This is a genomic window from Pseudomonas alkylphenolica, from assembly GCF_004025535.1.
In the GTDB taxonomy this organism is placed as follows: Bacteria; Pseudomonadota; Gammaproteobacteria; order Pseudomonadales; family Pseudomonadaceae; genus Aquipseudomonas; species Aquipseudomonas alkylphenolica_A.
This window is the reverse complement of the sequence record NZ_QJRG01000033.1, coordinates 184,058-206,237: the sequence shown is the minus strand read 5'-3', so window position 1 is coordinate 206,237 and position 22,180 is coordinate 184,058. Positions and strand designations below refer to the sequence as shown.

The following is a 22,180-nucleotide window of genomic DNA, read 5'->3' as shown; positions in this document are numbered from 1 at the left end:
AGCGCCCGCGCTTTACGTTATAATCCCGCTCTTTCGTTGCCGCTCGCCCCAAGGGGCCAGGGCGCATTTTTACAGATTGAAGAGGCTAGACCCTTGGCATTGACGATTCTTGGCCTGTCCGGCGCCCTTAGCCATGATCCTTCCGCGGCCCTGTACATCGACGGCAAGCTGATTGCGGCCGCTGAAGAAGAGCGCTTCGTACGCGACAAACATGCAAAGAACCGCATGCCCTACGAGTCGGCGAAGTTCTGCCTGGAGCAGGCAGGTATCAAGCCGTCCGACGTTGACGTGGTGGCCATTCCGTTCGCCCCGATCAGCCTGTTCGGCAAAGCCCGCTGGCACTACGCCAAGCGTTACTGGTATGCCCCGGACCGTGCCCTTGACGCGATCCTGATGGGCAACCGTCGCTACAAGCGCTACCGCAAGAAGATCGTCTGGTGCCTGGAGCAACTGGGCTTTGACCCGAAGAAGGTCAAGATCGAGCCGGTAGAGCATCACCTGGCCCACGCCTCCAGTGCCTACCACTGCTCGGGTTTCAAAGAAAAAACCGCGATCCTCGGTATCGACGGCAAGGGCGAGTACGCCACCACGTTCTTCGGCTACGGCGAAAACGGCAAGATCCACAAGATCAAGGAATTTTTCGATCCGGACTCCCTGGGCGGCCTGTACGGCGCGATCACCGAGTTCCTCGGTTTCGAGATGCTCGACGGCGAGTTCAAGGTCATGGGCATGGCGCCGTACGGCGATGCCAGCAAATATGACTTCTCGCGTCTGGCCAGCTTCGAGAACGGCGAGCTGGTGATCAACACCGACTACGCCAACGTGATCGGCCTGCGCCGCTACAAAGAGAAGGGCAAGGGTTTCTATTTCTCGCCGAAGCTGATCGAGTGGCTGGGTCCGAAGCGTGAAGGCGACATCGCCGACGAGCCGTACATCCACTACGCCGCCAGCATGCAGGCGTTGTTCGAGAAGATCGCGCTGCAGATGATCGACCACTACCTGGGCGACATCCTCAAGGAAACCGGCAAACTGGCTTATGCCGGTGGCTGCGCGCTGAACGTCAAGCTCAACCAGAAGATCATTGCCCGTCCCGACCTCAAGGAGCTGTTCGTGCAGCCGGCTTCCGGCGACGCCGGTACCGCGGTTGGCGCTGCGGCCTACGTGTCGCATGCACGCGGCGTACCGGTCGAGAAGATGGAGCACGTCTACCTCGGCCCTTCGTATTCCAACGAAGACGTGATTGCCGCCTGTGCCCGTCACCCGAGCCAGCCGAAATGGCGCAAGCTCGAGAACATGCCGGAGCAGATCGCCAAGATCATGGTCGACGGCAACCCGGTGGCCTGGTTCCAGGGGCGCATGGAGTTCGGCCCGCGTGCGCTGGGCGGTCGTTCCATCATCGGTTGCCCAAGCGTGGCCGGTGTTGCTGACCGTATCAACCACCAGATCAAGTTCCGCGAGCGCTGGAGGCCTTTCTGCCCGTCGATGCTCGACACCGTTGCGCCACAGATGATCAAGATCGATCACCCGGCGCCGTTCATGACCTTTACCTTCGAAGTGGCCGAAGAGTGGAAGACCCGCGTACCGGAAGTCGTACACGAAGACGGTACGTCGCGGGCCCAGGTGCTCAAGCGCGAGTACAACCCGCGCTACTACGACATGATGAAGGCGCTGGAAAACCTGACCGGCAACGGTGTTTCGCTGAACACCTCGCTCAACCGTCGCGGTGAGCCGATGATCTGCTCGCCGACCGATGCCTTGAATATGTTCTTCGGGTCGGACCTGCAGTACCTGATCATGGAAGACATTCTGGTGGTCAAGGACGGCGCGGACACTTATGAAGCCCAGGGCTGAAAAGCGCGTCCTGCAGTTTTGCCACGGCTATGACGGTCCGTTTCTGGATTGTGCGCGGCAATATGCGAGCCTGTTTGACGGCAGCGAGTACAAGGTCACCACGGTGTTCCTGACCGGCGCTGCCGATCCGCAAGTAGCGGCCGGTTGCGCCTCTGACGAAGTGATATTCCTGGAGTTCAGCTCCAGGGCTGTCCGTGGCCTCAAGCTGGGAGCGATCCGTGCGTTACGGCGGATCGTTGCCGCGCGCGATTTCAGTTTCTGTATTGCTCACCGCTTCAAGCCGATTTACATCGCCTTGTTGGGCAGTCGCTTGCCGGTTATCGGCGTGCACCATGCCTTTGGTGACTACAAGCGTGGCAGCCGCCAGCTGTTTGCCAACCTGTTCCGTCAGCGCTTGAGCTTGCTCGGCGTCTCTGATGCCGTGCGTGACGACATGCGCAAATGCTTGCCCCAGTGGCCGGCCGAGCGCATTCAGACCCTCTATAACCGAATCGACATCGAAGCGCTGCAACGTGCGCTGGTGCCGGCACGCGAGGCGCGCCAGGCGTTGGGGCTTGACCCGCAGGCCTGGATTGCAGGCAATGTCGGTCGCCTGCACCCGGACAAGGATCAGGCGACCCTGCTGCGGGGCTTCGCCCAGGCCCTGCCTAACCTGCCGGAAGGCGCTCGCCTGGCCATTCTTGGCAGGGGTCGTCTGGAGCAATCGTTGAAGGCCCTGGCCGCCGAACTGGGGATCGCCGCGCAGGTGGACTTCCTCGGTCAGGTGCCCGACGCACGCCGTTACTTCAAGGCGTTCGATGCCTTTGCGCTGAGTTCAGACCATGAGCCGTTCGGCATGGTACTGCTGGAAGCCATGGTCGCCGGTGTGCCCGTGCTCGCCACCGCCTGCGGCGGCGCCGTCGAGGTGGTCGAAGGTGTCGGCATTCTGTTTCCGCTGGCCGATGCCGAGCGCCTGGCGCAAGGGTTGCAGCATCTGGCAGTGCTCGATGAAGGGCAGCGCCAGGAGTGCGCCGAGCGCATGCTTGCGCGTCTGCAGGAGCGTTTTTCCGACCGTGCTGTGCGCAACACCTTCTGGCAGTTGCCGAGCGTTCGTGCGCTGGCTTCGGAGGTTTGATGCTCAATCATATTCAAGGCTGGCGCGAGCGTGGCTGGCAGGTGATCGATGCGACAGCCTACGCCCAGGCCTGGCAGCGTTTTGGTGGTAGTGTCGCCACCCATCCATTGGTCATCGAACAGCTTGCCGACCTGGCGCAGATTCCGGTGCGCTATCTGGGCTGGGAGCAAAACGGTGAACTCAAGGCGGCCATTCCGACCTGGGGGCGTCACCTGGCTTTGTCCAAGGACGTACTCAAGCGTCAAGGCAAAAAAGGCTTGTATGACCTGGGCAATGCCGAGCTGATCCTGCCAGCGGCAGCAGATGCCCAGGCGCCGTTGCGCCATGCCGGGCGTTATTTGTCCGAGCTCAACCAGGGGCGGTTTGCCAACCTCAAGGTGCAGACCGAGTCGCTGGCGATGGCGCGTACGCCTGAAGACCTGTCGAAAAAGTTTCGCTACAACCAGCGCCGCGAGCTGCGCCTGCTTGAAGAGGCGGGTGGCCAGGTGCGTCCGGTCACGGATTTCACCAGTGCCGAGCTGGCGGCCATGTACTGCGACCTGTTTCAGCGGCGCTGGGAATTCCCGGCGACCGGTGCCGCGCACATGGCCGAAGTGATTGAGCGTCTGCGCGAGCTGTTGATCGGTTCGGTGCTGTTTCTCGACGATGCACCGATCGCCATTCAGCTGGTGTATCGGGTGGAAGCGCCAGAATGGATCAGCGTTGAATACATCAACGGCGGCGTTGATCCGCAAACCAAGGCGTTCAGTCCGGGTAGCGTTTTGAGCTTTCTCAATACCCAGGCGGCCTGGGAAGATGCCCGGGCGCGCAACAAGTCGCTGCGATTTTCCTTCGGGCGCGCCGATCGCGAGTACAAGGACCGTTGGTGCAACCCTGTACCGGTGTTTCAGGTGTGAGCCGCAAGCAGCAGCTGCTCAGGCAGCATCGGCGTAACAAGCGGCTGGCAGTGCTGACCGGCCTGGTCGTGCTGCTGGCCCTGGGCATTTTTGTCCAGTGGTGGTTGCCACTGCTGCTGTTACCGCTGCTGTGGGTGGCCCATGAGGCCTGGTTCGCCGATCACCTGTTCTATTCGCCTGGCGAAGACTACCAGTATGAGCAGCCGCCAGTGTGCGCCGCGCACCCGGTCAAGCTGGTTGATGGTGTCGTGAAGGTGCAGTCGCCCTTGCAGCTCAACGGCGATGAAACGCTGGTTCTGCAGCTACGCCTGAAAAGTCGTTGGCTGGGGCGTTTTCTTGATCCGGCCGTCATCCTCAACAGCGACGACTGTCAGGTCTTCGAGCGGGGGGTTGCTGGCCTTCGTTACCTGAACCTTACAGGACTGGCTACGTCGTTGGCAGCAGGGCAGTTGCGCTTGCGAGGACAATACTGCCGCCTGCCTGCCGAGGGTCAGCTATGGGTGGTGTCGGGAAGCGACTTGCGTCAAAAGCGGGTAATGGTCATTGCGCCCCACGCCGACGACGCCGAGCTTGCCGCGTTCGGGCTGTACAGCCAGGCTCAGGAAGCCTGGATAGTGACCCTGACGGCAGGTGAAATCGAGGCTGAGCACTATCAGCAAATGGGTCTGGAAAAAGCCGAAGCTGCTCGTCTGAAGGGGCGCCTGCGTGCTTGGGACAGTATTGCCGTGCCGCGTTGGGCCGGCGTTCCTGAATCACGTTGCGTACAGTTGGGTTATTTTTGCCTGCAGTTGCCAGCCATGCAGGCGGCGGCAGATCAGCCGATCGCCTCGCGAGAGGCGCAGCTGGACGATACCCGCCTGTTCCGGCAGTTCAATACCATGGCGCTACCGGGCGACCTGAATGGGGCGCCGACCTGGAACAACCTACTGGCCGACCTGCGTGAGTTGTTGCTCACTGCGCGACCGCAGGTGCTGGTGATGCCGCATCCAACGCTTGACCCGCACCCCGACCACATCTGTGCCCAGGCTGCAGTGCTTGAAGCGCTGCAGGGGCTGGCGTGGCAGCCGGAAACCCTGTTGGGATACGCCAATCACCTGCATGACAACGATCGCTGGCCCATGGGCGACAGCGGTGCGGGTGTCGCCTTGCCGCCGCAGATGGAAGCCGTGCCAGGGTGGGCGCCGTACAGCCTGACACTCGACCTGTCGACCCAGCGAGACAAGGCCATGGCCCTGGGCATGATGCATGACCTGCAGCCGCGGCCGCCGTTCAAGCGCCGCGTTCGTCGCCTGTTGCAGCGCTGGCTGGCCGGTCGACGCGCGTCTGTGTACGGTGAAAACGAATTTTTCCGCAAGGCTGTGCGCCGACATGAATTGTTCTGGCGCCGTGATCTCTGATCCGGGCGTATGACTGTTAGCGGGCAATAAGCCCTGCAAGGAAAACAATGAAAGTTCTATTTCTGGTGCAGAAAGAACAACGGGCAATTCTGGATCGGCTCTACGACGGTGTTGCGGCCCATTGCGAGTGCGATTTGCGCTGGCTCAGCAGCGCCGATCAGCGCAACCTGCGCAGCTATTTCCGTCGTGAAGTCGACGTTGAAAAATATGACCGGATTGTGTTCTTCCTGCGCTTCAAGCAAGAGATTCGTCAGGTCGGATTCATCCGTACGGTGCCCAACCTGGTGATCCTTGAGCACGATGCCTATCAGAATTACATCCCGTGCAAGTACACCGGCAAGTTCAGTGCGCATTATCGCCAGTTGCCGTGGGCGCGGGTGATCAGCTCCGGGTACATGGTCAGCGAGCGTTTGCGCCAGGAAGGTTTCGACGCCGAGTTCGTGCCCAAGGGCTACGACCAGCACCTGCTGGCCGACCAGGGGCGCGCACGGGACATCGAACTGGCCTTTGTCGGCAGCACCAATAGCGTGGCCTACAGCGGTCGCAAGGCATTGCTCGATGAACTGGCGCAGGTCGAAAACCTGCTGGTGACCCGGACCAAGTCCGGGGAAGAATACTGCGACACGCTCAACCGCATCCGGTTCTTTGTCAGTGCCGATGTGGGTATGGGCGAGTACATGATCAAGAATTTCGAGGCCATGGCCTGTGGCTGTGTGCTGCTGGCCTATGACCAGGGGGAAGCGGAAAACCGTGCCTTGGGTCTTGAGGATATGCATAACGTGGTGCTGTACAACAGCATCGCCCAGTTGCAGGCCAAGCTTCAGGTGCTGCGCGCCGATCCTGAACTGGTCGAGCGTATTGGCAACAACGGACGCGACCTTGCGGTTTCACAGTTCAGCTTCGCTCAAGTGGGCCGCAGCATCGTTGAAAAAATGCAGCCCGCCCTGCGCCCCCGTCCTGCACTGACCACGTGGCAGCGTTTGCGTTTGAGAGTGGGGCTATGAGCCTGGCCGATGGCCGCGCGCCAGTAAACATCGTCAATATCATGTGGTCGGGCGGCGCGCCCTACGTTTCGGTGCACAGGGTGCATCAGCAGGTTCTCGCAAGAGCCGAGCCGGGTGCTGTGATCAGTAACTGGCTGCTGCAGGGGCAAGGGCCGTGCGGCAGTATCGGGACGACGCGTGAATGGCAGCTGTCGACGCGCCTGCTGAAGGGGCGTGGTGTGTGGAAACTGGTGCGCCCTTGGGTTCAGCGCCGTTTTCGCCAGGCGCTGGAGCAGGCCAACAGCCAGGTGCTGTTACTGGATGGCATTGGCGTTTCCAAATTTGTGCTGCCGCTGCTGCGACGCTTGCCTGATGTGCGCGCGGTCATCCTGTTCCATGGCGCCACCCGTCTCAACTCAGCCGAAATCGCCCTGTTGCGCAGCTTTAAACCTGCTCAGCTGACCTTGGTGGCGGTCTCCTGCGCCCTGGCTGAAGCCGTTGGGCGTGACCTGAATATGCCGGTAACGGTGCTGCGTTCAGCGCTTGAACCCGAGGTGTTTCGCCAGCAACTGCTGACTTGCGAGCAGGCGCGCCATCGTCTGGGACTGCCTCAGGACGGCGGGCCGATTTTGGGGGCAGTGGGGCGCCTGGTTGAGAGCAAGGGTTTCGATTATTTGCTCGACGCCTTTGCCTCGGCGCGCAAGCAACAACCTGCCCTGCGCCTGGTGATTCTCGGGGAAGGCCGGCAGCGTGCGCAGCTTGAGTCGCGTATCAAGGCTCTGGGCCTGGAGGCGGTCGTGTCCCTGTTGGGGCATGCTGAAGACCTGCACCAGCTTTATCGGGCGTTCGACTGGGTGGTGATCCCTTCCAGGGCCGAAGGCCTGGGGCTGGTGGTGCAGGAGGCAGTCCTGGCAGATGTGCCTGTCCTGTGCAGCGACCTGGCGGTGTTCCGTGAGCAGCTGGGTGATGCCGGCTGTTATGCCCCGGTTGGCGAGGTTGCGGCCTGGGCGCAGGCAATCGTCGACCGGGTTACGGGGGACGGTTGCCAAGTGGCTCAAGCCCAGTATCGGGCCTTGGCGCCCGAGCAGGCCTGGCAGCGTCTCAACCAGACCTCAATCGAGCTGCTGCGTCGGCCTTGAGGCATTCAGCCCAGTAAAGCCTGTTCCAGTTCGGCGAGCGGGAACTGCGCTTCAAGCTTCTCGCGGGCGATGTAGCGGGCAAAGTGTTGCACGTTACGTCGGACCATGCGCTTGGACAGCGGCGCGCGCATGAAGCGCATGTCGGCCACATCAATCAGTCCCATCGTCTGCTCGGGTGTGACAACGATGTTGCCCAGGTGCAGCGAGCGAAAGTAGACGCCGGTCTTGTGCAGCGTACGCACCAGGGCCACCAGTTGCGGCAGGCGCTGGTCCCAGTGGAAACCTGGCTGTCGAGAAAGGTAACTGAGCGTATCGCCGGGGAGGGGCTTATACAGCACTGCGGTCATTCCGGGCGCGTCTAGCTTGTAGTGCTTTAGCACTTTTAGTGTAGGAATTCCCTTTTTCTCTAGCTGCAGTGCGTTATCGATGAAGCGTTGGGAGTATGGTCGCAGCAGCGCAGATGAAATCAACCGCTTGCGCCGGAATAACTTAAGGATATTGCCGTCCTTTAGCCGGTACACTTTGGCGCCGAAGCTGTCGGCCTCAAGGACCTGGGCATCAAGCGTCAGCTGGTTGAAGTCGACCTGGGGTAGCCGGGAGCATTGCATGGGTTAGGGCCTTGTCAACTGACAGCGAAAGGACCGGCCATGATGCCGAAAAGTTCAAGGATGCACCATACTGGTGTTGGTTAATCGTTGGGGACACAGATGATGTACGCGAAACGCTGGGCGCAGACCTGGCTAGCGATTGGTTTTGTATGGTTTCTGGTGGCGATTGCCCTGGCGCCGAGTAACAAGTTGTATCAGCAAGGTCTGGTGCTCTTTCTCTGGGTGCCGACATTGATCCTGGCGTGGTCTGCGCGCACTGTAGTTGCAGACATCTGGAATACCCAGCGAGCCTTGAGCGTTGCCATTCTGTTGCTGCTTGCCTGGTCGGTAATGAGTCTGTCGTGGACCGGTGCGGACGATTTGGGTCGCGAACTCAAGCGAGTCTTGTACATTGCGACCTTTCTGCTGTTTTTTCCGATCCTTGCCAGTATCGGTTTCTCTCGCCTGATTCAACTGCTCCAGTGGGGGGCAGTCGGCTTGGGTGCTGCGGCGTTGCTCTCTATTGTCCAGTTCTATGGCGTGCAAGGAAATTCATGGACTACTCGCCTGTACGGCATCGGCCAGATTTCGCACCCTATCCTCGGCGCGTATGTCATCGCTGCGGCCATTGTCTGGATGCTCCATTGGCAACCGCAACAGCGCTGGTTTCAAGCGGTTTGGGCTGTATCGTTGCTGTGCCTCGGCGCGTTTATCGTGCTGTGCCAGAGCCGGGGGGCGGCGCTGGGCTTGCTGATATCCATCGTGGCCATGCCGCTATGGTGCCGTGACCGCCGAAGCTGCTGGTTCGCAGCGGCAGCCATCGCAATGGCCGCATTGGCCTTCTGGATGGTGCACTCGTTGATCATGCTTCGTGGCACCTCGTACCGGCCGGAAATTTTTCAGGCCAGCCTGCAGATGATTGCCGAGCATCCGTGGACGGGGCTCGGGATTGGCAGCTTTTACCGGGTCACGGCGGTGGGGCAGGTGTTTGAGCACACCCACAACATGTTCACCCATATTGCACTCGAACTGGGTATTCCCGGGATGCTACTGTGGATTGGCGTCTGGCTATGTGCGTTGCGCGAGATCTGGCGCGCGCGCGCTACACACTACGGCAAGGGGTTGATGGGGCTATGGTTGTTCGCCACCCTGGCCATGCAATTCGATGCGGCGAGTCTGACCGCTACTCCGCGGGCCGAGTGGTTCATCAGCTGGTTGCCGGTTGGGCTGGCGCTGACGCTGGTCTGGATGCATGCTCGCCGCCCGGGCTGTGATAAAATTTCCGGTTCTATCTGAACAGCGAGCTCGACGATGGCCGAAACACCGCTAAAGGCGGAGCAGCAGAGCAGCTCCAGCCTGAAAATCTACTTCCGGCTGCTGAGCTATGTGAAACCGTACATTGGCATTTTCTTGCTGAGCATTGTCGGTTTCGTGATCTTTGCCTCAACCCAGCCGATGCTGGCGGGGATCCTCAAGTATTTCGTCGACGGTCTGAGCAACCCCCAGGCGGTATTGTTCCCCAATGTCCCCTACCTGAAGGACCTGCAACTGCTGCAGGCCGTACCGTTGCTCATCGTGCTGATCGCGGCCTGGCAAGGGTTGGGGTCATTTTTGGGTAACTACTTCCTGGCCAAGGTGTCGCTGGGACTGGTTCATGACCTGAGGGTCGAGTTGTTCAACAAGTTGCTGGTGCTGCCCAACCGCTACTTCGACAACCATAACTCCGGCCACCTGATTTCGCGCATCACCTTCAACGTGACCATGGTTACCGGCGCCGCCACGGATGCCATCAAGGTGGTGATTCGTGAAGGTCTGACCGTGGTGTTCCTTTTTGCCTACCTGCTGTGGATGAACTGGAAACTGACCTTGGTAATGCTGGCGATTCTGCCTGTCATTGCAGTCATGGTCGGCACGGCCAGCAAAAAGTTTCGCAAGCAGAGCAAGAAAATTCAGGTGGCCATGGGCGATGTAACCCATGTCGCTTCTGAAACCATCCAGGGCTATCGCGTGGTGCGCAGCTTTGGCGGCGAGCACTACGAGCAACAGCGGTTTGCCGATGCCAGCCAGAGCAACACGGACAAGCAACTGCACATGACCAAGACCGGGGCTATCTATACCCCGATGTTGCAACTGGTGATTTACACCGCCATGGCGGCATTGATGTTTCTGGTTTTGTTCCTGCGTGGTGACGCCACCGCGGGCGATCTGGTGGCGTACATCACCGCTGCCGGCTTGTTGCCCAAGCCAATCCGTCAGCTGTCGGAAGTCAGCTCGACCATCCAGAAAGGTTTGGCGGGCGCCGAAAGCATTTTCGAACAGCTGGACGAAATGCCTGAGGTCGATAACGGCACGGTGGAGCTGGAGCGTGTCGAGGGACGCCTGGAAGTCCGCAACCTGAATTTCACCTACCCCGGTACTGAACGCCAGGTCTTGTCCGACATTTCCTTCACCGCCGAGCCTGGGCAGATGATTGCACTGGTGGGGCGTTCGGGCAGTGGCAAGTCGACACTGGCCGCGCTGATTCCGCGCTTTTACCACCACGATCAGGGCCAGATTTTCCTCGACGGTGTGGAAATCGAGAATTATCGCCTGCGCAACCTGCGTCGCCATGTGGCCCAGGTGACCCAGCATGTCACCCTGTTCAACGATACCGTGGCCAACAACATTGCCTATGGCGATCTGGCCGGCGCGCCACGTGCCGATATCGAGGCGGCGGCGGCAGACGCCTTTGCCAAGGAGTTTGTCGAGCAATTGCCGAAAGGCTTCGATACCCAGGTCGGGGAGAATGGCGTCCTGCTCTCGGGTGGTCAGCGCCAGCGCCTGGCGATTGCCCGCGCCTTGCTCAAGAACGCACCGCTGTTGATCCTCGATGAGGCCACCTCGGCACTGGATACCGAGTCCGAGCGGCATATCCAGGCAGCACTCGATCATGTGATGAAGGGGCGTACCACGCTGGTCATCGCCCATCGACTGTCGACCATCGAGAAGGCCGACATGATCCTGGTAATGGATCAGGGCAAGCTGGTCGAGCGTGGGACCCATGCCGAACTGCTGGCTGCCAATGGTTACTACGCCAGGCTCCACGCCATGGGCCTGGATGAGCCGGCCAAGGCTGACATTACCTGACCTGTCGTCGGAGCCCGCCCTGGGCTCCGGCAGCAATCCTGCAACAGCTTGTAGGCAAGGCGATAATCAAGCGTTCACCTTGCCTGTGCTAATATCCTGCCCCTGTTAATTTTGTATAAATGGGTTGCCCATGAAGTTGTCCATGCCGCGTTTCGATCAAGCCCCGGTACTGGTGGTGGGCGATGTCATGCTCGACCGCTACTGGCATGGTGGTACCTCTCGAATTTCGCCTGAGGCCCCGGTACCGGTGGTCAAGGTCGAACAGATCGAGGACCGTCCGGGCGGAGCGGCCAACGTCGCCTTGAACATTGCCGCCCTGGGGGCGCCGGCTGCGCTGATCGGGGTTACCGGTCAGGATGAGGCTGCCGACAGCCTTGCCAACAGTTTGCAGGCAGCCGGCGTGCGCTCGATCTTCCAGCGCATCGCGCACCAGCCGACCATCGTCAAGCTGCGGGTCATGAGCCGGCACCAGCAACTGTTGCGCATCGATTTCGAGGAGCCTTTTGCCACCGATCCGCTGTCGCTGGGCGCAGAAGTCGACGCGTTGCTCGATGGCGTCAAGGTGTTGGTACTTTCTGACTACGGCAAAGGCGCCCTGAAAAACCATCAAAGCCTGATTCAGGCCGCGCGCTCCAAAGGGATTCCGGTACTGGCCGACCCCAAGGGCAAGGACTTTTCGATCTACCGCGGGGCGAGCCTGATCACCCCAAACCTCAGCGAGTTCGAAGCCATTGTCGGCCGCTGCGTCGACGAGGCGGAGCTGGTGGCCAAGGGTGCCCAGTTGATGGGCGAGCTTGAGCTGGGTGCCTTGCTGGTTACGCGTGGTGAGCACGGCATGACCCTGCTGCGCCCGGATCATGCTGCACTGCACTTGCCGGCCCGTGCCCGTGAAGTCTTCGACGTCACCGGTGCCGGTGATACGGTCATTTCGACCCTGGCCGCTGCCATTGCGGCCGGTGAAGAACTACCTCACGCGGTAGGTCTGGCCAACCTGGCCGCCGGCATCGTCGTCGGCAAGCTGGGGACTGCGGCCATCAGCGCGCCGGAATTGCGCCGGGCCATCCAGCGCGAGGAAGGTTCCGAGCGCGGAGTGCTCAGCCTTGACCAATTGCTGCTGGCTATCGATGACGCCCGTGCCCACAACGAGAAAATCGTCTTCACCAACGGTTGTTTCGACATCCTCCATGCCGGTCACGTGACTTATCTGGAACAGGCGCGTGCGCAGGGTGATCGTCTGATCGTTGCCGTCAACGACGACGCTTCGGTCAGCCGCCTGAAAGGCCCGGGGCGCCCGATCAACAGTGTCGACCGGCGTATGGCCGTGCTCGCAGGCCTGGGGGCAGTGGACTGGGTCATCAGCTTCCCTGAAGGCACGCCGGAAAACCTGCTCAGCCACGTCAAGCCGGATGTCCTGGTCAAGGGCGGGGACTATGGCATCGATCAGGTAGTCGGTGCCGATATCGTCAGGGCTTACGGCGGCACGGTGAAAGTGCTTGGCCTGGTTGAGAACAGCTCGACCACCGCCATCGTCGAAAAAATCCGGAAAAACTGAAGCGATCGAGGGGCAAGGCGACTTGCCCCTGTCGTGGCTTACTTGTGCACACTGCCCCGGGCCATCTGTAACAACGCCCGGGCCTTGCCCGTCAGTTGCCGTAACCGGTTGTCCGCTTTCGGCGCTGCCAATCCCTGCTGATTGACCCAATCCTTCCAGCGAATCCGCTCGTCCCTGACCAGCCAGCCTTCTTGCCGGGCAAAGCTTTCCGCCAGGTACAGGCCGCGTGTGCTCGCGGGAACCAGTTGATCCTTTTTCAGGGTGTACAACTCGGCTTTTGGATGGCCGTCTACCAAGGGCATCAGGTAGAGGTCGGGGCGGCTGCGATTGAGCCGGGCGACCAGTTGCTGCCCTTCAAGGCGCTCGTCGACATGAAACAGGCTCAGGGACTTGGCTTCGCGCGGCACCTGCAAACGCAGGTCATAAATCAGTTGCAGCGACGCTGTCGGCAGGTGCACATAGGCCCGTGGGCGCTCCAGCAACTGCAGATTGGCACAGTGCACCGGCCTTGCCGCGCCAGACTGTGGGGTGAGGACGAAGGGAAGTGATTCACGATAGTGCAGTGCGTCGGCATAGGGCGCTGGCAGCCAGGTTTCATTGAAGCGCCCGCCCAGCCAGCCTTCGGGGGTTTCCAGCAGGCACTCTTCGGCGACCTCCTGAATGGCGGTGTGCAGTGGCAGGTTGAGTTCCTGAGCAGGGACATAGCCGGAAATCAGCTTCAACACGACATCACCACGGTCTTGCCGGCGCTGGCGTACCAGCACCCAGTAGTCGCGGTTTTGCCAATGCAGGGTCAGGCGCACAGACACGCCCAGGTTCGCCAGTTCGACGGCAAAGCGCTGACTGTCGGCCAGGTGAATCTGCTTGCGGCGCTGTTGGGTCTGGGCAAAGTTCAACGGCATGCCAATGCTCTGATAGCACAGCCCCTCGGGGCTGGCCTCAACATGCAATGGCAGGGTTTTGAAGTTGCTCGGATTCTTGCGGATAAGCGTTCGCGGCATGTCGGCTCCTTCTTGCGTTGGGGTCGGCCGCAACGGCGGCGTTGGCGTCAGCTACTCAATACTTCGGCAACGATGGCCACATTATGGGCCAGATGTACCGGGTTGATGGTACCGACGATAGCACTGCTTACACCGGGGTGAGCGAACAGCAGCTCGAAGCTGGCCCGCACCGGGTCCACGCCCGGGCTCAGGCAGACATGGCCGCTGGCCAATGCCTTTTTCACCAGGATCGCCTTGCCATGGTCGGCGGCATAATCGATCACCGGGCGTTCGGCCTGCTCGTTCAGATTGTAGGTGACCATGGCGCAATCGCCGCGCTCCAGTGCCTTCAATCCACCGGCTGCGGTTTTGCCGGAAAAGCCGAAGCCGGCAATTTTGCCTTCCTGCTTGAGGGCCTCCAGCGTCTGGTAAACCTCTTCGTGTTCGAGGATATGCAGGTCATTGCCGTCGGAATGCACCAGCACCAGGTCGATGTGCTCGGTTTCCAGGCGTTTGAGGCTGCGCTCGATGGAAAGCCGCGTGTGTGCAGCACTGAAATCGAAGTGCGACTGGCCGTTGTCGAACTCTTCACCCACCTTGCTGACGATCACCCAGTGGTCGCGCTGGCCGCGCAGCAGCGGGCCAAGGCGCTCTTCGCTGCGGCCGTAGGCGGGGGCCGTGTCGATCAGGTTGATGCCTAACTCACGGGCCTGGGCAAGCAGCAGGCGGGCCTGCTCGTCATCCGGGATGGTGAAGCCATTGGGGTATTTTACGCCTTGATCGCGGCCCAGCTTCACCGTACCGAGGCCCAGCGGCGAGACATGCAGGCCGGTGCTGCCCAGAGGGCGGTGCAGATCGTGCAGGGTCGGCAAGGTCATGGCAGCAACTGCTCCCACACCGGCACAGCCAGGGGCGGCTTGGGTAGATCGAGCGGGGCAGGTTGAACCGAGGGTTTGATACCGTCGCGCTCAAGGTTTTTCAGTACCCGGTCGGCAAAGTCGGGCGCCAGAGCCAGTTTGGTCGGCCAGCCGATCAGCAGGCGGTCATGCTCGGCGACAAAGGCATTGTCCGGGCGCACTAGGCCGGATTGCGCAGGTTCGGCACGGTCAACGCGCACCGTGGCCCAACGCACCTGGCTCAGGTCGATCCAGGGCAGCAGGCTGGCGACTTCTTTTTTCGCCGCTGCAATTTGCGCTTCGGGCTCACGCGCCACGCCATCCGCTTCGGCCAGGTCGCCGCCCATGTACCAGACCCACTGGCCGTCGGCAGCGGGGTGGCTGGTGACAGTGATGCGCGGTTTCGGGCCACCGCCCAGGCAATGGGCATACAGGGGCTTGAGGCTGGCACCCTTGGCCATGACCATATGCAGTGGCCGACGCTGCATGGCCGGTTGGCTCAGGCCGATGGCGGCGAGCAATGCAGCATTGCCGGCGCCGGCGCTGAGTACGACGCGCTGGGCGCGGATCTCGCGACCGTCGACGCGCAAACCCAGTAGTTCACCGGCTTCTTGCAGAGGTTCGATCTGCTCGCCCGCCAGCAGGCTGTCGCCGGCGAGTTCGGCGAGACGGGACAGCAGGCTCGGCACGTCGACGACCAGTTCGGCCAGACGGTAGACCTTGCCCTTGAAGCCGCGGTCCTGCAGGGCAGGCGGCAATTGATCGCCTTTGACCTGATCCACGCGCCCGCGCACGGCCTTGCTGGCGAAGAAACTGGTCAGGTTGCCGGCCAGGGTGCCAGGCGACCACAGGTAATGGGCGTCGGACAACAGGCGCACGCCGCGCAGATCCAGCTCACCATTACCCGCCAGGGCTTCGCTCCAGCGTCGTGGCATGTCGGCGATGGCTTCGGAGGCACCGGTCAGGGCGCCGTGCAGGGCGTACTTGGCGCCGCCATGAATGATCCCTTGAGATTTGAGGGTTTGCTCGCCGCCGAGACTGGCGCGTTCCACCACGACCGTCGAATACCCCAGACGACGCAGGCGAGCATTGAGCCAGAGGCCTGCGACCCCTGCGCCGACAATCAGGACGTCGGTGGAAATAACGGATGGCATGCGTGCACCTCACAAGCTTGGACAGACGCCCAGTATACAGCCTGTGAGCAGGATCAATGGCCGGCGGTTTTCGAGAACACCTGGATCACCACCACGCCACCGACAATCATGGCCATGCCGAGTATCGCCGGAGTGTCGAGTTTCTGCCCGTAGATCACCAGGGCAGCGACGCTGATCAGCACGATGCCCAGCCCGGACCAGATGGCGTAGGCAATGCCCACCGGAATGCTGCGCACCACCAGCGTCAGCATCCAGAACGCTACGGCATAGCCACAAATCATCAGCAGCAAAGGCAGCGGCGTGCTCAAGCCTTTGACGGCCTTCATCGAGGCGGTGGCAATGACTTCGGCGCAGATGGCGATAGCCAGGTAGGTGTAGGCATTCATAGGGGCGTTCCTCTGTTCTGGCTGGGCATTTTAGAGCAAGCCTGGATGGGGTAAAGTCATTACCTATCTTTATTGGAGATAGGTTGCATGGCCGAACAATGGAATCTTGAGCAACTGCGCATGTTTGTAGCGGTCGCCGAGCAGCGCTCGTTTTCCGCCGTAGCCCGTGCTCAGCGCAAGGCCCAGTCAGCTGTAAGCAACGCCATCGCACTGCTTGAGACCGACTTGGGCGTAACCCTGTTCGAGCGTAGCAGTGGACGACAGCCGCGTTTGACCGAGGCCGGCTCAGCGTTGCTTGAAGATGCCCGTGAGCTGTTGCGCCAGTGCGAGCGCCTGGACGGTCGGGCGCTGGCGTTGATGCGTGGCCAGGAAGCGCAACTGCGTGTAGCGCAGGATGAAGCCATGCCTTATCAGCCGGTCATCGACAGCCTTGACGAGCTCGCCCAGCAGTTCCCCTTGCTTGAGGTCCAGCTGGCCAGTGGTGCCCAAGGGGATGTGGCCCGCAAGCTGGTCGAACGACGTGCCGACCTGGGGTTGCTGTTTCACCACGAGCGCATGCCGCCAGCACTTGAGCGCCGGGCCCTGGGGCATGTGGAGATGGTCACGGTGTGTGCGGTCAACCACCCGTTGGCGCAGTTGGCCCGGGTCAATCGTCAGCAGCTGGCCCGGCATCGGCAGTTACTGATCGCCCCCCAGGAAAGTGGCTACCCCGGCGGTGAGCCGATCAGCCCGCAGATCTGGCGCGCCGACAGCTTCTATGCCATGGCCGAACTGCTGATGCGGGGGTTGGGTTGGGCCTGGTTACCCCGGCACGTAGTGCAGTACCCGACCTACCACGCGCAAATGGTCGAGCTGAGCAGCGAATGGACGCCACCGGCACTGGTGGTGGAGCTGGTCTGGCGTCGCGACGAGCCCTTGGGGCCTGCCGCGCAGTGGTTGGCTGAACGCTTCGCAGTGCACTTGCGCGCCATTGGCTAGTACACTTCGGCGCCATGAACAGAACACTTTATACCTTGCTGTTTCACCTGGGCCTGCCGCTGGTTGCGCTGCGCCTGTTCCTGCGTTCGCGCAAGGCGCCAGCCTATGCCCAGCGCATCGGCGAACGCTTCGCCATGAACCTGCCGGCCATGCGCAAGGGCGGTATTTGGGTGCATGCAGTGTCGGTGGGCGAGAGCATTGCTGCCGCGCCGATGATCCGCGCGCTGTTGCAGGCTTATCCGCAGCTGCCGATCACCATCACCTGCATGACCCCGACGGGTTCAGAACGAGTGCGGGCGATGTTCGCCGATGAGCCACGCATCCAGCACTGCTACTTGCCCTATGACTTGCCGTGGGCGGCCGGGCGTTTTCTCGATCATGTGCAGCCTAAACTGGCGGTGATCATGGAAACCGAGCTGTGGCCGAACCATATCCACCAGTGCGCCAAGCGCGGTATTGCCGTGGCGTTGGCCAATGCGCGGCTGTCCGAGCGCTCGGCACGTGGTTATGCGCGTTTTGCCGGGTTGACCCGGCCGATGCTGGCCGAGATGAGCCTGATCGCGGTGCAGACCGAAACCGAGGCGGAGCGCTTCCGGCAACTGGGCGCGCGGCCTGAATGCGTGCAGGTCACCGGTTCGATCAAGTTCGACCTGCGCATTGATGAGCAACTGTTACCGCGCGCTCGGGCCCTGCGTGAGCAGTGGCAGGCCGGACAACGACCGGTATGGATCGCCGCCAGCACCCACGAGGGCGAAGACGAAGTAATTCTGGCGGCGCACCGTCAGTTGCTGGAGCATCATGCCGACGCCTTGCTGATCCTGGTGCCGCGGCACCCGGAGCGCTTCAATTCGGTGTTCGAGTTGTGTTCGTCGCAGTTTCCGACCATTCGACGCTCCAGCGCCGCGCCGGTGGGACCGGAGACAGCGGTGCTGCTCGGCGACACCATGGGCGAATTGCTGTTCCTGTATGCCTTGGCGGATATCGCCTTTGTCGGCGGCAGCCTGGTGCCCAATGGCGGGCACAACTTGCTGGAGCCTGCAGCCTTGTCGTTGCCGGTGATCAGTGGCCCGCACCTGTTCAACTTCCTTGAGATCGCGGCGATGCTGCGCGATGCCGGGGCGTTGCAGGAGGTTGACGATGCCCAGGGGCTGGCGGCGGAAATTCGCCGGTTGATCGAGTTGCCGCAGGATGCGCGGCGCATGGGCGAGGCGGGACGGGCAGTGATGAAAGCCAATCAGGGCGCTCTGCAGCGATTGCTGGAGGGCCTCGGCCGGTTGGTCCTGTAGGAGCGGGGCTTGCCCGCGAAGAGCGATGGCGCGGTGTACCAGGTACACCGCGGCGCAGGGTTCGCCGGCAAGTCGGAGCGCCGCCCGCTGGCTCCTGCTTAAGGACGGGCGTCGAAGTTGGCCTTGGCTGCTGCCGCCAGGTCCGGAGGCAGGAAGTCCTTGTCCGGGTTGTAGTCCGGCTTCAGGTAGCGGCTGAGGTCGGTCAGGTCCTGAGGACTCAAGGTGCCGGCTGCCTGCTTCAGGCGCAGGTTGTCGAGGATGTAGTCGTAGCGGGTGTTGTTGTAGTCGCGCACCGAGGTGTACAGCTGGCGCTGCGCGTCGAGCACGTCGACGATGTTGCGGGTACCGACCTGGTAGCCGATTTCGGTGGCTTCCAGGGCGCTCTGGTTGGAGATGATCGACTGCTTGCGGGCGGACACCTGTTCTACGTCGGTATTGACCGCACGGTGCAGGTTGCGAGTGTTTTCCACCACCTGGCGCCGCAGGCTTTCGCGTTGCTGCTCGGTCTGGTTCAGACGCTGATAGGCCTCGCGCACTTGCGAGCTGGTGAGACCACCGCTGTAGATCGGAATGTTCAGTTGCAAGCCGACCGAGGTCTGCTCGACGTCGCCACTGTAGTTGCGCCCGGTCAGGTTCGGGTTGGTGAAGCCGAGGTTGTCGTTGTCACCTTTCTGGTACTGCGCTACCGCGTCCAGAGTCGGCGCGTGGCCGGCCTTGCGTTGACGCAGGGTTTCTTCGGCGGCGTCGACGGCATAGTTGGTCGCCAGCAGATTCAGGTTCTGCTTACCTGCTGTTTCAACCCAGGCCTGGGCATCGTTGGGCACCGGCACCTGCACTGGCAGGGTGTGGCGCATACCCTGGATTGCGTTGTAGTTGCGGTTGGTGAAAGTGATCAAGGCCTCGAAGGCATCGTCGACCTGGCGCTGCGCCACGATCCGGTTGGCCCGTGCCGTGTCGTAGCTGGCTTGGGACTGCAGCACGTCGGTCTTGTCCGAAAGACCGACATCGAAGCGCTCGTTGGATTGGTCCAGTTGGCGCTTGAAGGCTGCCTCTTCCGCTTTGGTTGACGCCAGGTTGTCCTGGGCGCGCAGCACCGCAAAATAGTTTTCGGCACTTTGCAGGATCAGGTTCTGCTCAGTGGCAGACAGTTCCAGCGCAGCCTGCTCGTTGACCGCTTCAGCCGCTTGCAGCTGGAACCAGCGGTCTGCACGGAACACTGGCTGGGCCAGGGTAGCGCTCCACGAGTTGCCGCTGCGGCTGGAGGTGATCGACGGGTCATCGATCTTGGTGCGGGTGTTTTGCATTTCGGCCCCGGCCGACAAATTTGGCAGCAGGCCCGCACGTGCCTGAGGCACCACTTCCTTCTGGGCGCCGTAGTTGGCACGAGCCGCAGCCAGGTCGGCGTTGTTGTTCACCGCCTCCTGGTAGACGCTGACCAGGTCGGTCTTCGCCGACAGGGGCGTTTCTGCTGCCCAGGCCATTCCGTTGGTAGCACAAGACACGGCAAGCGCCAGTGAAAGTTTGCGCAGCATAGGGCGATCCTTGAACAATTGAGTCTCTCTGAGCCGGTGAGTGTAGATGCGCAGACACTTTGCAACAATCTGCCATTTGCGCCATTTATCGTGCTTGTGTTTGTACTATTGGCATTGCAGGTGAGTCCAGTCTAGACTGGCTGCGTTCTTGTCGGGGTGCCTTGCGTTGAGGCTGAGATCGGATAATCCGGATCCCGTTGAACCTGATCAGGTTAGCGCCTGCGTAGGGAACAAGATTTCTCGCTTTCCCGGCGAGTCTCTTGTGCCATGTCCGGGATTGTCGAGTCAGCCATCAAAGCTGCAGGCATCACCGCGTATGTGGCACAGCACCGCTCCTGGTGCGTCCGTGCCTTTCAGGTTCTCCCCGACATTCCACTGCTAGGAAGCCGTCTGGAGAGCCTGTGATGAGTAAACAAGAAAAATATACCAATCTGAGTGAGTCGGCCCGGGTCGATCAGCAGTCCGTTCAGCCGTTTACCCGTTCGCGCAAGATTTATGTCGAAGGCTCGCGCCCGGACATCCGCGTGCCGATGCGTGAAATCAGCCTGGACGACACCCCCACCGATTTCGGCGGCGAGGCCAACGCGCCTGTGCTGGTTTATGACACGTCCGGTCCCTATACCGATCCTGCAGTGGTTATCGACGTGCGCAAAGGCCTGGGCGATGTTCGCTCTGCCTGGATCGACGCGCGTGGCGATACCGAGCGCCTGGCCGGGCTGTCGTCGCACTTCGGCCAGCAGCGCCTGGCCGATGCCGAGCTGACCAAGCTGCGCTTTGCCCATGTGCGCAATCCGCGCCGGGCCAAGGCTGGTGCCAACGTCAGCCAGATGCACTACGCCCGCCAGGGCATCATCACCGCCGAGATGGAATACGTTGCCATCCGCGAGAACATGAAGCTGCAGGAAGCACGTGCAGCGGGCTTGCTCAATCAGCAGCACCCGGGCCACAGTTTCGGCGCCAGTATTCCCAAGGAAATCACCGCCGAATTCGTGCGTGAGGAAATTGCCCGCGGCCGCGCGATCATTCCGGCCAACATCAACCACGTTGAGTTGGAGCCGATGATCATCGGCCGCAACTTCCTGGTGAAGATCAACGGCAACATCGGCAACAGTGCCCTGGGCTCGTCCATCGAAGAAGAAGTGGCCAAGCTGACCTGGGGTATTCGCTGGGGCTCCGACACGGTCATGGACCTGTCGACCGGCAAGCATATTCATGAAACCCGCGAATGGATCATTCGCAACTCGCCCGTACCGATCGGTACCGTGCCGATCTACCAGGCACTGGAGAAGGTCAATGGCGTCGCCGAAGACCTGACCTGGGAGCTGTTTCGCGACACCCTGATCGAGCAGGCCGAGCAGGGCGTGGACTACTTCACCATTCACGCCGGGGTGTTGCTGCGCTATGTGCCGCTGACCGCCAAGCGTGTCACCGGCATTGTCAGCCGTGGTGGTTCGATCATGGCCAAGTGGTGCCTGGCGCACCACAAAGAGAACTTCCTCTACACCCACTTCGACGAAATTTGCGAAATCATGAAGGCCTACGACGTCAGCTTCTCGCTGGGCGATGGCCTGCGTCCGGGCTCGATTGCCGATGCCAACGACGCCGCCCAGTTCGGTGAACTGGAGACCCTTGGCGAGCTGACCAAGATTGCCTGGAAGCACGATGTCCAGTGCATGATCGAAGGCCCTGGCCACGTGCCGATGCAACTGATCAAGGAGAACATGGACAAGCAGCTCGAGTGCTGCGACGAAGCGCCGTTCTACACCCTTGGTCCGCTGACCACCGACATTGCCCCGGGTTACGATCACATCACCTCCGGCATCGGTGCGGCGATGATCGGCTGGTTCGGTTGCGCCATGCTCTGCTACGTGACGCCCAAGGAGCACCTGGGCCTGCCGAACAAGGACGATGTAAAAACCGGCATCATTACCTACAAGATCGCCGCCCATGCGGCAGACCTTGCCAAGGGGCATCCGGGGGCGCAGATCCGTGATAATGCGTTGTCCAAGGCGCGGTTCGAGTTCCGCTGGGAAGACCAGTTCAACCTCGGCCTGGATCCGGACACTGCCCGTTCGTTCCATGACGAGACGCTACCCAAGGACTCCGCCAAGGTCGCACACTTCTGCTCTATGTGCGGGCCGAAGTTCTGCTCGATGAAAATCACCCAGGAAGTGCGGGAGTACGCCGCCAACCAGCGCATCGATGCGGTGGACGTGGCGGTCGAGGATGGCATGCGCGAGCAGGCCGAGCGGTTCCGCCAGGAAGGCAGCCAGTTGTACAAGAAGGTCTGATCGGGCCGGGCCGGCGCCTGCAAAACTGCAGG

18 protein-coding genes and 1 riboswitch are annotated in these 22,180 nt (G+C 61.4%); of the genes, 12 read left to right on the top strand and 6 right to left on the bottom strand.

The features are described 5' to 3' along the window. Nucleotides 1-93: 93 nt before the first annotated feature. Genes DM813_RS01045 through DM813_RS01020 form a run of 6 tightly spaced genes read left to right on the top strand, consistent with a single transcriptional unit; the run spans nt 94 to nt 7,380 of the window. Nucleotides 94-1,851, top strand: a complete 1,758-nt coding sequence (locus DM813_RS01045; RefSeq protein ID WP_128321592.1) for a carbamoyltransferase family protein — start codon at nt 94-96, stop codon at nt 1,849-1,851. Beyond that, a complete protein-coding gene (locus DM813_RS01040) occupies nt 1,835-2,965 on the top strand; it encodes a glycosyltransferase (RefSeq protein WP_128321591.1) in 1,131 nt (376 codons plus the stop codon). Before DM813_RS01045 ends, DM813_RS01040 begins: the two co-directional genes overlap by 17 nt. Continuing rightward, nucleotides 2,965-3,861 (top strand): antimicrobial resistance protein Mig-14, encoded by an 897-nt coding sequence (locus tag DM813_RS01035; protein WP_128321590.1) that lies wholly within the window; start codon nt 2,965-2,967, stop codon nt 3,859-3,861. The genes DM813_RS01040 and DM813_RS01035 overlap by 1 nt, the downstream gene beginning before the upstream one ends. After that, entirely contained in the window at nt 3,858-5,258 is a 1,401-nt protein-coding gene (locus tag DM813_RS01030; RefSeq protein ID WP_128321589.1) for a PIG-L deacetylase family protein, read from the top strand. The genes DM813_RS01035 and DM813_RS01030 overlap by 4 nt, the downstream gene beginning before the upstream one ends. Nucleotides 5,259-5,305: 47 nt before the next feature. Beyond that, nucleotides 5,306-6,262, top strand: coding sequence for a glycosyltransferase family protein (locus tag DM813_RS01025; protein ID WP_128321588.1), 957 nt, complete (start codon nt 5,306-5,308; stop codon nt 6,260-6,262). Next, complete coding sequence (locus DM813_RS01020; RefSeq protein WP_128321587.1) at nt 6,259-7,380, top strand: glycosyltransferase family 4 protein; 1,122 nt, start codon at nt 6,259-6,261, stop codon at nt 7,378-7,380. The genes DM813_RS01025 and DM813_RS01020 overlap by 4 nt, the downstream gene beginning before the upstream one ends. A gap of 5 nt (nt 7,381-7,385) precedes the next feature. On the opposite strand, the gene DM813_RS01015 is transcribed toward DM813_RS01020, so the two are convergent. After that, a complete protein-coding gene (locus DM813_RS01015; protein WP_128321586.1) occupies nt 7,386-7,988 on the bottom strand; it encodes a toluene tolerance protein in 603 nt (200 codons plus the stop codon). A 99-nt stretch (nt 7,989-8,087) separates the two neighbouring features. Between DM813_RS01015 and DM813_RS01010 the strand changes: the two genes are divergently transcribed. From DM813_RS01010 to hldE, 3 genes are all read left to right on the top strand, one after another. Further along, a complete protein-coding gene (locus DM813_RS01010) occupies nt 8,088-9,263 on the top strand; it encodes an O-antigen ligase family protein (protein ID WP_128321585.1) in 1,176 nt (391 codons plus the stop codon). Between the two features lie 15 nt (nt 9,264-9,278). After that, nucleotides 9,279-11,093, top strand: coding sequence for a lipid A export permease/ATP-binding protein MsbA (gene msbA, locus DM813_RS01005; RefSeq protein ID WP_128321584.1), 1,815 nt, complete (start codon nt 9,279-9,281; stop codon nt 11,091-11,093). Between the two features lie 130 nt (nt 11,094-11,223). Continuing rightward, nucleotides 11,224-12,645, top strand: a complete 1,422-nt coding sequence (gene hldE, locus DM813_RS01000) for a bifunctional D-glycero-beta-D-manno-heptose-7-phosphate kinase/D-glycero-beta-D-manno-heptose 1-phosphate adenylyltransferase HldE (RefSeq protein WP_128321583.1) — start codon at nt 11,224-11,226, stop codon at nt 12,643-12,645. Nucleotides 12,646-12,683: 38 nt separating this feature from the next. Here the strand turns inward: hldE and DM813_RS00995 are convergent, their stop codons facing one another. Genes DM813_RS00995 through DM813_RS00980 form a run of 4 tightly spaced genes read right to left on the bottom strand, consistent with a single transcriptional unit; the run spans nt 12,684 to nt 16,061 of the window. Continuing rightward, a complete protein-coding gene (locus DM813_RS00995) occupies nt 12,684-13,646 on the bottom strand; it encodes a metal ABC transporter ATPase (RefSeq protein WP_128321582.1) in 963 nt (320 codons plus the stop codon). Nucleotides 13,647-13,693: 47 nt separating this feature from the next. Beyond that, the gene (locus DM813_RS00990) at nt 13,694-14,503 is read right to left on the bottom strand and encodes an aldo/keto reductase (RefSeq protein WP_128321581.1); all 810 of its coding nucleotides are present in this window, start codon (nt 14,501-14,503) and stop codon (nt 13,694-13,696) included. Beyond that, nucleotides 14,500-15,675: an FAD-dependent oxidoreductase gene (locus DM813_RS00985; protein ID WP_128321580.1), complete on the bottom strand. Its 1,176-nt coding sequence runs from the start codon at nt 15,673-15,675 to the stop codon at nt 14,500-14,502. Before DM813_RS00985 ends, DM813_RS00990 begins: the two co-directional genes overlap by 4 nt. A gap of 53 nt (nt 15,676-15,728) precedes the next feature. After that, nucleotides 15,729-16,061 (bottom strand): DMT family transporter, encoded by a 333-nt coding sequence (locus tag DM813_RS00980; protein ID WP_128321579.1) that lies wholly within the window; start codon nt 16,059-16,061, stop codon nt 15,729-15,731. Between the two features lie 87 nt (nt 16,062-16,148). On the opposite strand from DM813_RS00980, the gene DM813_RS00975 reads away from it, so the two are divergent. Further along, nucleotides 16,149-17,039, top strand: coding sequence for a LysR family transcriptional regulator (locus tag DM813_RS00975; protein WP_128321578.1), 891 nt, complete (start codon nt 16,149-16,151; stop codon nt 17,037-17,039). 14 nt (nt 17,040-17,053) lie between these two features. Then, entirely contained in the window at nt 17,054-18,325 is a 1,272-nt protein-coding gene (gene waaA / locus DM813_RS00970) for a lipid IV(A) 3-deoxy-D-manno-octulosonic acid transferase (protein WP_128321577.1), read from the top strand. Nucleotides 18,326-18,423: 98 nt separating this feature from the next. Here the strand turns inward: waaA and DM813_RS00965 are convergent, their stop codons facing one another. Beyond that, nucleotides 18,424-19,857, bottom strand: a complete 1,434-nt coding sequence (locus tag DM813_RS00965; RefSeq protein WP_128321576.1) for a TolC family outer membrane protein — start codon at nt 19,855-19,857, stop codon at nt 18,424-18,426. Nucleotides 19,858-19,999: 142 nt separating this feature from the next. Then, a riboswitch (TPP riboswitch) is annotated at nt 20,000-20,104 on the top strand. A 157-nt stretch (nt 20,105-20,261) separates the two neighbouring features. Between DM813_RS00965 and thiC the strand changes: the two genes are divergently transcribed. After that, entirely contained in the window at nt 20,262-22,148 is a 1,887-nt protein-coding gene (gene thiC, locus DM813_RS00960) for a phosphomethylpyrimidine synthase ThiC (protein ID WP_128321575.1), read from the top strand. Nucleotides 22,149-22,180 lie beyond the last annotated feature (32 nt).

What these genes read in the sequence shown, in the direction of transcription:
- DM813_RS01040 (WP_128321591.1), top strand. Translation starts at nt 1,835, where the DNA reads ATGAAGCCCAGGGCTGAAAAGCGCGTCCTGCAGTTTTGCCACGGCTAT.
- DM813_RS01035 (WP_128321590.1), top strand. Translation starts at nt 2,965, where the DNA reads ATGCTCAATCATATTCAAGGCTGGCGCGAGCGTGGCTGGCAGGTGATC.
- DM813_RS01025 (WP_128321588.1), top strand. Translation starts at nt 5,306, where the DNA reads ATGAAAGTTCTATTTCTGGTGCAGAAAGAACAACGGGCAATTCTGGAT.
- DM813_RS01020 (WP_128321587.1), top strand. Translation starts at nt 6,259, where the DNA reads ATGAGCCTGGCCGATGGCCGCGCGCCAGTAAACATCGTCAATATCATG.
- DM813_RS01015 (WP_128321586.1), bottom strand. Translation starts at nt 7,988, where the DNA reads ATGCAATGCTCCCGGCTACCCCAGGTCGACTTCAACCAGCTGACGCTT.
- DM813_RS01010 (WP_128321585.1), top strand. Translation starts at nt 8,088, where the DNA reads ATGATGTACGCGAAACGCTGGGCGCAGACCTGGCTAGCGATTGGTTTT.
- msbA (WP_128321584.1), top strand. Translation starts at nt 9,279, where the DNA reads ATGGCCGAAACACCGCTAAAGGCGGAGCAGCAGAGCAGCTCCAGCCTG.
- hldE (WP_128321583.1), top strand. Translation starts at nt 11,224, where the DNA reads ATGAAGTTGTCCATGCCGCGTTTCGATCAAGCCCCGGTACTGGTGGTG.
- DM813_RS00995 (WP_128321582.1), bottom strand. Translation starts at nt 13,646, where the DNA reads ATGCCGCGAACGCTTATCCGCAAGAATCCGAGCAACTTCAAAACCCTG.
- DM813_RS00990 (WP_128321581.1), bottom strand. Translation starts at nt 14,503, where the DNA reads ATGACCTTGCCGACCCTGCACGATCTGCACCGCCCTCTGGGCAGCACC.
- DM813_RS00985 (WP_128321580.1), bottom strand. Translation starts at nt 15,675, where the DNA reads ATGCCATCCGTTATTTCCACCGACGTCCTGATTGTCGGCGCAGGGGTC.
- DM813_RS00980 (WP_128321579.1), bottom strand. Translation starts at nt 16,061, where the DNA reads ATGAATGCCTACACCTACCTGGCTATCGCCATCTGCGCCGAAGTCATT.
- DM813_RS00975 (WP_128321578.1), top strand. Translation starts at nt 16,149, where the DNA reads ATGGCCGAACAATGGAATCTTGAGCAACTGCGCATGTTTGTAGCGGTC.
- waaA (WP_128321577.1), top strand. Translation starts at nt 17,054, where the DNA reads ATGAACAGAACACTTTATACCTTGCTGTTTCACCTGGGCCTGCCGCTG.
- DM813_RS00965 (WP_128321576.1), bottom strand. Translation starts at nt 19,857, where the DNA reads ATGCTGCGCAAACTTTCACTGGCGCTTGCCGTGTCTTGTGCTACCAAC.
- thiC (WP_128321575.1), top strand. Translation starts at nt 20,262, where the DNA reads ATGAGTAAACAAGAAAAATATACCAATCTGAGTGAGTCGGCCCGGGTC.